Genomic DNA, 8,844 nt, shown 5'->3' on the forward strand with positions numbered 1-8,844 from the left:
TCGCGTAAGGGTTCTGGTGGGCTGTTATATGTGTAGCCGCCGCGGGGCCCCGCCGCCCCCCCCGCCGCGCCGGGCGCCCCCCCCCCCCCCCCCGCCTCCTCGTCCTCGACGCGGCCCGCGTCACCTTCTGCGACTCCGCCCTGGGGCACGTGCTGGAGCGGTGGTCCCGCGACGGCCGCTCCTGGGAGCTCGCCTCCTGCTCGCGGTCCGTGCGACTGCTGCTCGACCTCTGGGACCGGGTGGGCCGGCCGGCCGGGGCGGGGGCGCGGAGGTGAGGGCGTCACCTCCGCGGTCCGGGTGTCGTTAGGCGCTCGGGGCTGATTCGGGGGACGAAGGGATGGCGTGAATGCGGCAGTTTCCGCTGGAGATGCACCACGTGGCGCCGGGGCGCCTGGTCGAGTGGCGGTTGCGCTCCACGACCGCTCCGGGAGCGGCGGACCGGAGGGCTTCGTTCAATCAGGACAAGCACTTCACCGTCGCCGAGGAGAGCCGCGCGGACGGGGACCGGGTCGCCTCCTGGGTGGCCGTCACCTTCGAGGTCGAGGGCGCCCTGGACGAAGGGGCGCTGGCGCGGGCCCTGTTGGGCTTCGTCCAGCGGCACGAGGTGCTGCGGTGCGAGTTCCTGCGCCTGGCCGGGGAGGTGTCGTGCGCTCCACTGCGGGCGGACGAACTGGCCCTGGAGGCACAGGAGGTGGCGGTGCACGGCTCCGCCGAGCGGCTGGGGGCGTTCCTGTCGGAGCGCTTCCAGCGGAGCATCGACACCCTGTCCTGGCCGCTGTTCGTGATGGGCGCGGTGGTCCGCCCCGAATCCGCGACCGTGTACCTGGCGTTCGACCACATCGTCTGCGACGGCATGTCGATGCCGGTCGTCGCCCACCAGGTGCTCACCGCGTACGAGGCGCTGCTGCGCGGCGAGGAGCCCGAGCTGCCGCCGGCGCCCAGCTACCTCGACTTCGCCGACGAGCAGCGCCGCCGTTACCTCTCCATCGACGCGGACGACGAACGTCTGGGCTACTGGAAGTCGTTCATGGAGCGGGGCGGGGAGTTCTTCCCGCGCTACCCGCTGGAGCTGGGCGTCGAGCCGGGCCGGATGTACCCGATCGTCAACGAGGCCTCCTGGCTGCTGGACGCCGCCGAGGCCGAGGTGTTCGAGAAGGTGTGCCGGGACACCGGCGGGAAGCCCTTCATGGGGCTGCTCGCCTCCGTCGCCGTGTGTCTGCGCGAGGCCGGCGGTCCGGGGGTGTACCGGGGGTTCATGCCCGTCAGCGAGCGCGGGCGGGAGACGTGGACCAACTCGGTGGGCTGGTTCGTCAACACCCTGCCGATCGAGTTCGACGCCTCCCCCGGCAAGGACTTCGCCCAGGTGGTGGCGGGGGTCCAGGAGGGTTTCCGGGAGATGATGCGGCACCTGGACGTGCCGTTCGTCCGGGCCTGGGAACTGCTGGCCCCGGAGGAGTTCGCCCTGCGCTCCTGGCCGTACGCGGTGAACTTCTTCTCGTACATCGACATGCGCCGGTGTCCGGGCGCCGAGCGGCACGACGAGTGGCGGCCTACCACCCACGTGTGGTCGGCCACAGGCAACGGGACGTGCTCGTGGTTCCAGCGGGACGCGGAGGGGCTGCACATGAACTCCCTGTACGTGGACACCCCGGCGGCGCGGCGCACCATGGACGACTTCCAGGAGGCCCTGCGCGGGACGGTGCAGAGCGTCGCCCGCACGGGAGGCTTCCGCAGGCCGGTCGGTCTGACGGCCCCGCGGCGGCCCGAGCCGGACGTGCGGGCGCGGGCGGCGGGGGTCAGGGGCTGACGCCGGGGAGGGCGGCGGCCCGGGCCAGCAGCAGGTCCCGTTCGCGGGCGTTGCGGGTGAGGGAGGCCGCCCTCTCGAACTCGGCGCGGGCCTCCTGTCCGCGTCCGAGCCGCTCCAGCAGGTCTCCCCGTACGCTCGGCAGCAGGTGGTAGGAGCGCAGGGCGGGTGCTGCGGCGAGGGCGTCCACCAGCGGCAGGGCCGCCTCGGGGCCCTCGGCCATGGAGACGGCGACGGCCCGGTTCAGCTCGACCACCGGCGAGGGCAGCAGGCGCACGAGACGTCCGTACAGGGTGGCGATGGCCGTCCAGTCGGTGTCCTCGTAGCGGACGGCGGCCGCGTGGCAGCCCGCGATGGCGGCCTGGAGGGAGTAGGGGCCGCTGCCGGCGCGCCGGAGCGCGTCGACGCCGCGCCGGATGAGGAGCCGGTTCCAGCGGGAGCGGTTCTGGTCGGCGAGCAGGACCGGTTCGCCGTCGGGGCCGGTGCGGGTGGCGGTGCGGGAGGCCTGGAACTCCAGCAGGGCGGCGAGTCCGTGCACTTCGGGTTCGTGCGGCATCAGGGCGGCCAGCTGCCGGGCCAGGCGCAGCGCGTCCTCGCAGAGGGCGGGGCGCAGGAGGTCGTCTCCGGCGGTGGCCGCGTAGCCCTCGTTGAAGATCAGGTAGATGACTTCGAGGACGGAGGCCAGGCGCTGCTCGCGGTCGGCTCCGTAGGGGACCTCGAAGGGTACTCCGGCCCTGGCGAGGGCCCGTTTGGCGCGGACGACGCGCTGGGCGACGGTGGGCTCGGGCGCGAGGAAGGCGCGGGCGATCTCCTGGATGGTGAGCCCGCCGACCAGGCGCAGGGTGAGCGCGATCCGGGCCTCGGTCGCGAGGACCGGATGGCAGGCGGTGAACACCAGCCGCAGCAGGTCGTCGTCGATGTCGTCCGGGTCGGCGGGTTCGGCGGGCGGCGGTACGTCCTCCAGGGTGCGGCCGACCTCGGCGAGCTTGCGGGCGTAGGTCTCCTTGCGGCGGACGAGGTCGACGGCCCGGTGCCTGGCGGTGGCCATCAGCCAGGCACCGGGCCGGTCGGGGACACCGGAGACGGGCCACTGTTCGAGGGCGGCCACCAGGGCGTCCTGAGCGAGTTCCTCGGCGATGCCGACGTCCCGCACGATGCGGGTGACGCCGGCGATGATCCGCGCGGACTCCATCCTGAACACCGTCTCGACCGCCCGGGCCGTGGTCACTGCCGTCACGGCCACCCATCAGAGCAGCCGTGACCCGGCGGGGCAAACGCGGCGCGGGGGACGGCGGGCCGCCTCCCGCGGGCGGGGCTCACATCTCCTGGATCTCGCGGACCTCGGCTCCGACGTGCCACGACGTCGGGTGGGTCTCCAGGAACCGCTTGGTCCATTCCAGGGCCTCGGCCTTGTCCTTGCACTGGAGGAGGGCGTACCCGCCGATGACCTCCTTGGTCTCGGTGAAGGGGCCGTCGGTGTAGCCGATCTTCCCGCCGGACCAGTCGAGGCGGGTGGCCTGGGAGGTGGGGAGCAGTCCGGCGGTGTCGAGCATGACGCCGGCCTTGGTGACCTCCTCCAGGAGGGCGCCCATGCGCTGCTCGAACTCCGGGGGGAAGTCCTGCGGGGGCAGGTCCCGCTCGTCGATGCGGATGAGCGTCAGGAAGCGCGGCATGGTGACTCCTCGGTCGGGAGGGCGGGGACGGTCCCCGCCTCTCACCCCTGCGTCGAACGGGAGGGGCCGGAATCGACAGCTCCCGGAAAATTTCCTCGGGATTCCTCCGGACGGCCCGCCGGGCGGCCCCGCCGGGGCGGCACCCCGGTCAGGAGCACCAGAAGAACATCGTGTCCTGGCGCGAGCGCAGGCCTTCCGCCGTGGAGGCCCACGCCTCGGCCTCGCAGCGGATCGCCTTGAGGAAGACCTCGACGGTCTCCCTGACCTCCGGGTCCAACCGGCCCAGCACCGCCTCGTGCGCGGCGACGAACTCGGCGGCCAGCTCGGTCGGGAAGGTGCCCATCCAGGGGGTGCTGTCCCCGGCGGGCGGCAGCCGCACGGGCGGCCCCGACAGGAGGATCTGCGAGAGGGCCAGCCGGGCGGGGAGCCCGGTGCGCGACACCTCCTCGTCGACCGTCCAGAACCAGGACTGGCGCCGCCACTCGCCGAGGTCGTGGGTGTCCGAGAAGTACGGGGAGATCAGGGCGTGCAGCGCGTAGTGGTAGCCGGGACCCCGCTCCGCGGTGACGGCGCCGTCGAGCAGTTCCTCCAGGGCCTGGGCCACCGAGACGTCGAGGTCGATGCCCTGGGCGTGCAGCCGGCCGTCCACGGTGCGGCACTGCTCCCGGACGGTGACGAGCGTCCGCTCCTGCTCGGGCGTCCGCTCGACGGCGGTGAGCAGCCTCATCGCGTCGCGCATGCTGCCGGTGCTCATCACAAGGTGACCCACGTCGCTTCCTTCCCCAGACGATGCTCCATGTTCCCCGAACAGGGCCCTTCCGGCGGAAGCGGCGCCGCCGACGGCTACCTGCTGTCCCCCGACCAGTCCCAGCGGTCCGGGTCCGCGGCGCGTCGGCGGTAGTGCGCGCGGCCGCCCGGTCCGTAGCGGCCTATCTCGGTGGGCAGGCGGGCCTCTTCGGCCAGCCGGGCGGGGCTCCAGCCGGTGACGTCGAGGAGCAGCCCGTCGAGGGGGCCGCCGACGAGCTCGCCGTAGGCGTGCCCGGGGCGGGGGCCCGGATCGGGATCGTCGTGGTCGGCGCCGTAGACCCTGCGGCGCGGAGTGCTGAGGTCCATGCGCCCAGGATCACAGGCACCACTGACAACGGGCTCCGGCGTCGCGCGGCCTAGGCTGGCGGGGAGCACAGGCACGAGCCGAGGAGAGCACCGCCCATGAGCCGTCGGGTACACCGGCCCCTGGAGGACCAGGAATTCGACTTCATCACCGCGATGGCGCAGGAGGGTCCGGTGCTGGCCTACTTCACCGGCACCTGGCCGAAGGCCGCCGCGGCCTCGCGGGCGCTGGACGCCGTCGTCGCGGAGCTGGCGCAGGAGTACGGGTCCCGGCTGACGGCCGTGCGCACGGACATCACCCGCTGCCCGGCGACGACCCGCCGCTACGGGGTGACCGGGGCCCCGACCGTGGTCCTGCTGCGTTCGGGCGAGGCGGTGGCGACCCACGCCGGCCCGATGACGCCGGCGGAGCTGCGGGGCCTCCTGGAGGCCGCGGGGGTGTAGGGGGTGCCGTGGGGTGCCCGGCGCGGCCGGGGGGTCCCTTGAGGGTGAACTCGGGCAGGCTGGCCGAAAGTGGCATAGGTAGGATAGGTGCCTGAGGCATGTAATGGACCCGGCGAGACGGAACCATCCCTTGCGAGGTGTTGTTCTCCATGTCCGAAACCCTGCCCGCAGCCCTCTCCTTCCCGCAGGACCGCACCTGCCCCTACCACCCGCCGGCCGCCTACCAGCCCCTGCGGGACACCCGGCCGCTGACCCGGGTCTCCCTCTTCGACGGCCGTACCGTCTGGATGGTCACCGGCCACGCCGAGGCGCGGGCCCTGCTCGCGGACGGGCGCCTGTCCACCGACCGGACCCACGAGTCCTTCCCCCTGCCCAGCGCCCGGTTCCAGGGGATCACCCGGCAGCGGACGGCGCTGCTCGGCGAGGACGACCCCGTGCACAACACCCAGCGCCGGATGCTGATCCCCAGCTTCTCGGTGAAGCGGGCCGCCGCCCTGCGGCCGCGCATCCAGGAGACCGTGGACCGGCTGATCGACGCGATGGTGGCCGAGGGCCCCGGGGCCGAGCTGGTCAGCGCCTTCTGCCTGCCCGTGCCGTCCATGGTGATCTGCGCCCTGCTGGGGGTCCCGTACGAGGACCACGAGTTCTTCGAGGCCCAGTCGCGGCGACTGCTGCGCGGCCCCGGGCCCGCCGACGTCGAGGACGCCCGCAAACGGCTCCAGGACTACCTGCGGGAGCTGATCCTGCGCAAGCGGTCCGAACCGGGCGAGGGCCTGCTGGACGAGCTGGTCGAGACCCGGCTGGAGACCGGCGAGACCGATGTCGACGAGCTGGTCTCGCTGGCCGCGATCCTGCTGATCGCCGGGCACGAGACCACCGCCAACATGATCTCCCTCGGCACCTTCACCCTGCTGCGCCACCCGGAGCGGCTGGCCGAGCTGCGGGCCGACCCCTCGCTGATGGCGGGGGCGGTGGAGGAGCTGATGCGCTTCCTGTCGATCGCCGACGCGATGCTGCGGGTCTGCACCGAGGAGATCGAGGTGGGCGGGGTCGTGATCAGGCCGGGTGACGGGGTGGTCTTCTCCACGTCGGTGATCAACCGCGACGAGTCCGTGTTCCAGGACCCCGACGCGCTCGACTGGCACCGTTCGGCCAACCGCCACCTGGCCTTCGGCTTCGGTATCCACCAGTGCCTGGGGCAGAACCTGGCCCGGGCCGAGATGGAGATCGCGCTCGGCACCCTGTTCGAGCGGCTGCCCGGCCTGCGCCTGGCCGCCGATCCCGAGACGATCCCCTTCAAGCCCGGGGACACCATCCAGGGCATGGTCGAGCTGCCGGTGGCGTGGTGAGCGGCGTGCGGATCTCCGTGGACCGGGACGTCTGCATCGGCGCGGGCCAGTGCGTGCTGACCGCTCCCCAGGTGTTCACCCAGGACGACGACGGGCTCAGCGAGGTGCTCCCCGGCCGCGAGGACGGCCACGGCAGCCCCCTGGTCAGGGAGGCGGCCCGCGCCTGCCCGGTCTCGGCGATCACCGTCCGGGAGGCGGAGCGGGGGTGACGCGGCGGGCCCCCGCCGGCCGGGCCGGCGGGGGCCGCTGTCACGTGCGGGGCGCGGGGCCCGGTCAGACAGGCCGCACCATCTCCGCCTGGGGGCCCTTGGCCCCCTGGGTGACCTCGTACTCCACCAGGGCGTTCTCGTCGAGGGACTTGTAGCCCTGCGCCTGAATGGCGGAGAAGTGCACGAACACGTCGGGGCCGCCGTTGTCCTGCTGGATGAACCCGAAGCCCTTTTCCGCGTTGAACCACTTCACTGTGCCAGTTGCCATCGGTACTGATCCTCACTCGACGTTCCGCTCGGGCCGCCTGCGCGGCCGTCTCGATACTGCCCACCCGCCCCGCGGACCACACTCCGGGCGCCGCCAACCGGGGGCGGATCGAACATCCATCCGACCCGATGGGGAGCCGGTCCCGCCTGCGCCGGCGGCGGCGCTGGTAAAATGGCCGGAAGACTTCAGGCGCGGGGCGCTCACGCCCGGTGCGGACGCGTACGACGAGCCGGGGACCCGTACCGAGGGGTGCGGTCCCCGGCTCGTCGCCGTGTCGGCCCCCTCGCCCCCCGCTCGGTTCTCCTCACGGAAGGTTCTGCATGAAGAACCCGTCAGCTCACGGGCGTTTCGGCATCAAGGCCGCGGCGTCGGCAGGTACCCGGTCCAAGGGCGGCGGCGCCGGAAAGGCCCCGCGGACCCTGGGCCCCCAGGGCGAGTTCGCGATGCCGCGGACGTCCACGCCGGCCCTGCCCCCGGTGGCCTCGTTCGACGAACTCGGACTGCCCGCCGAGCTGGTGGAGACCCTGGCCGCCCAGCAGGTGCGGGAGCCCTTCCCGATCCAGGCGGCCACCCTGCCGAACTCCCTCGCGGGCCGCGACATCCTCGGCCGGGGCCGCACCGGCTCCGGCAAGACCCTCGCCTTCGGCCTGGCGCTGCTGGCCCGCACCGCGGGCCGCCGGGCCGACCCCAAGCGGCCGCTCGCCCTGGTCCTCGTACCGACCCGCGAGCTGGCGCAGCAGGTGACCGAGGCGCTGGCCCCGTACGCGCAGGCGCTGGGGCTGCGCACGGCCACCGTCGTCGGCGGGCTGTCGATCGGCCGCCAGACGGGGACGCTGCGCAGCGGCGCCGAGGTCGTGGTGGCCACCCCGGGGCGGCTGAGCGACCTGGTGAAGCGGCGTGACGTGCACCTGGAGCGCGTGCGGATCACCGTGCTGGACGAGGCCGACCAGATGTGCGACATGGGGTTCATGCCGCAGGTCACCGAGCTGCTGGACCAGGTGCACCACGACGGGCAGCACATGCTGTTCTCGGCCACCCTCGACCGCAACGTCGACCAGCTGGTGCGCCGCTACCTGAAGGACCCGGTCTCGCACTCCGTGGACCCGCAGTCGGCCTCGGTGGGCACCATGGACCACCACGTGCTGCACATCCACGCGGCCGACAAGGTCTCGGCGGCGACCGAGATCGCCGCGCGCGAGGGCCGGGTGATCATGTTCCTGGACACCAAGCACGGCGTCGACCAGTTCGTGAAGCACCTGCGGGCGATGGGCGTACGGGCGGAGGGCCTGCACAGCGGGAAGTCCCAGCCGCAGCGGACGAAGACCCTCGGCCAGTTCAAGGACGGGCAGCTCACGGTCCTCGTCGCGACGAACGTGGCGGCGCGCGGCATCCACATCGACGACCTCGACCTGGTGGTCAACGTGGACCCGCCGGCCGACAGCAAGGACTACCTGCACCGCGGCGGGCGCACCGCCCGCGCCGGCGAGTCCGGAAAGGTCGTCACCCTGGTCACGCCCAACCAGCGGCGCGACATGGTCCGGCTGATGGCCGACGCGAAGATCCGGCCTACCATCACCCAGGTCCGCTCCGGCGAGGCGGCGCTGAGCCGGATCACCGGCGCGCGCAAGCCCTCCGGGGTCCCGCTGTCCGGGGCGCTGCCGACCGACGCCAAGGGCCGGCCGAGCGGTACGGAGCTGGGCTTCCGCGGGCTCGGCACCCGCCCGGGCCGGACCGGCCGGGGCAAGGAGTCCCGCAGGACGATCGAAGCCCGCCAGGCCGCCGAGGCCCGCCGCGCGGCCCGGGTCCGCAAGGGACTCTGAGACCGCCGGGCCGCCGGCGGTACGGGCCGCCGGCCGCGGGCCGTCAGCGGCGCCGGGCCGCCACGGCCCGGGGGGGGGGGGGGGGGGGGGGGGGGGGGGGCCCCCCCCCGCCCCCCCCCCCCCCCCCCGCCGGCGCGGCCCGCGGGGGGGGGGGGCCCGGCGGGGGG

At 73.7% G+C, this 8,844-nt stretch carries 11 protein-coding genes; 6 read left to right on the plus strand and 5 right to left on the minus strand.

All coding sequences use genetic code 11. The features are described from left to right. Window positions 1-149: 149 nt before the first annotated feature. A complete protein-coding gene (locus WDV06_RS34770) occupies window positions 150-275 on the plus strand; it encodes a hypothetical protein (protein ID WP_395513814.1) in 126 nt (41 codons plus the stop codon). 71 nt (window positions 276-346) lie between these two features. Further along, on the plus strand, window positions 347-1,807 hold the full coding sequence (locus WDV06_RS34775; protein ID WP_395513815.1) for a condensation domain-containing protein: 1,461 nt from the start codon (window positions 347-349) through the stop codon (window positions 1,805-1,807). On the opposite strand, the gene WDV06_RS34780 is transcribed toward WDV06_RS34775, so the two are convergent. The 4 genes from WDV06_RS34780 to WDV06_RS34795 form a co-directional block, all read right to left on the minus strand. Further along, entirely contained in the window at window positions 1,797-3,032 is a 1,236-nt protein-coding gene (locus tag WDV06_RS34780; protein ID WP_395513823.1) for an RNA polymerase sigma factor, read from the minus strand. The genes WDV06_RS34775 and WDV06_RS34780 overlap by 11 nt on opposite strands. Window positions 3,033-3,120: 88 nt before the next feature. Further along, a complete protein-coding gene (locus tag WDV06_RS34785; protein WP_395513816.1) occupies window positions 3,121-3,477 on the minus strand; it encodes a YciI family protein in 357 nt (118 codons plus the stop codon). A 148-nt stretch (window positions 3,478-3,625) separates the two neighbouring features. Beyond that, the gene (locus tag WDV06_RS34790) at window positions 3,626-4,246 is read right to left on the minus strand and encodes a DUF7691 family protein (protein WP_395513817.1); all 621 of its coding nucleotides are present in this window, start codon (window positions 4,244-4,246) and stop codon (window positions 3,626-3,628) included. 74 nt (window positions 4,247-4,320) lie between these two features. Then, window positions 4,321-4,590 (minus strand): hypothetical protein, encoded by a 270-nt coding sequence (locus WDV06_RS34795; protein ID WP_042813840.1) that lies wholly within the window; start codon window positions 4,588-4,590, stop codon window positions 4,321-4,323. A gap of 96 nt (window positions 4,591-4,686) precedes the next feature. Here WDV06_RS34795 and WDV06_RS34800 point away from each other — a divergent pair, with 96 nt between their 5' ends. From WDV06_RS34800 to WDV06_RS34810, 3 genes are all read left to right on the plus strand, one after another. Continuing rightward, window positions 4,687-5,031 (plus strand): thioredoxin family protein, encoded by a 345-nt coding sequence (locus tag WDV06_RS34800; protein ID WP_395513818.1) that lies wholly within the window; start codon window positions 4,687-4,689, stop codon window positions 5,029-5,031. Window positions 5,032-5,180: 149 nt separating this feature from the next. Further along, on the plus strand, window positions 5,181-6,380 hold the full coding sequence (locus WDV06_RS34805; RefSeq protein ID WP_395513819.1) for a cytochrome P450: 1,200 nt from the start codon (window positions 5,181-5,183) through the stop codon (window positions 6,378-6,380). A 5-nt stretch (window positions 6,381-6,385) separates the two neighbouring features. After that, on the plus strand, window positions 6,386-6,589 hold the full coding sequence (locus WDV06_RS34810) for a ferredoxin (protein WP_395513820.1): 204 nt from the start codon (window positions 6,386-6,388) through the stop codon (window positions 6,587-6,589). 64 nt (window positions 6,590-6,653) lie between these two features. On the opposite strand, the gene WDV06_RS34815 is transcribed toward WDV06_RS34810, so the two are convergent. Next, on the minus strand, window positions 6,654-6,857 hold the full coding sequence (locus WDV06_RS34815; protein WP_395513821.1) for a cold-shock protein: 204 nt from the start codon (window positions 6,855-6,857) through the stop codon (window positions 6,654-6,656). A 320-nt stretch (window positions 6,858-7,177) separates the two neighbouring features. Here WDV06_RS34815 and WDV06_RS34820 point away from each other — a divergent pair, with 320 nt between their 5' ends. Further along, entirely contained in the window at window positions 7,178-8,677 is a 1,500-nt protein-coding gene (locus WDV06_RS34820; RefSeq protein WP_395513822.1) for a DEAD/DEAH box helicase, read from the plus strand. Window positions 8,678-8,844: the final 167 nt, after the last annotated feature.

The organism is Streptomyces racemochromogenes (assembly GCF_044129415.1).
Taxonomy (GTDB): Bacteria; Actinomycetota; Actinomycetes; order Streptomycetales; family Streptomycetaceae; genus Streptomyces; species Streptomyces racemochromogenes_A.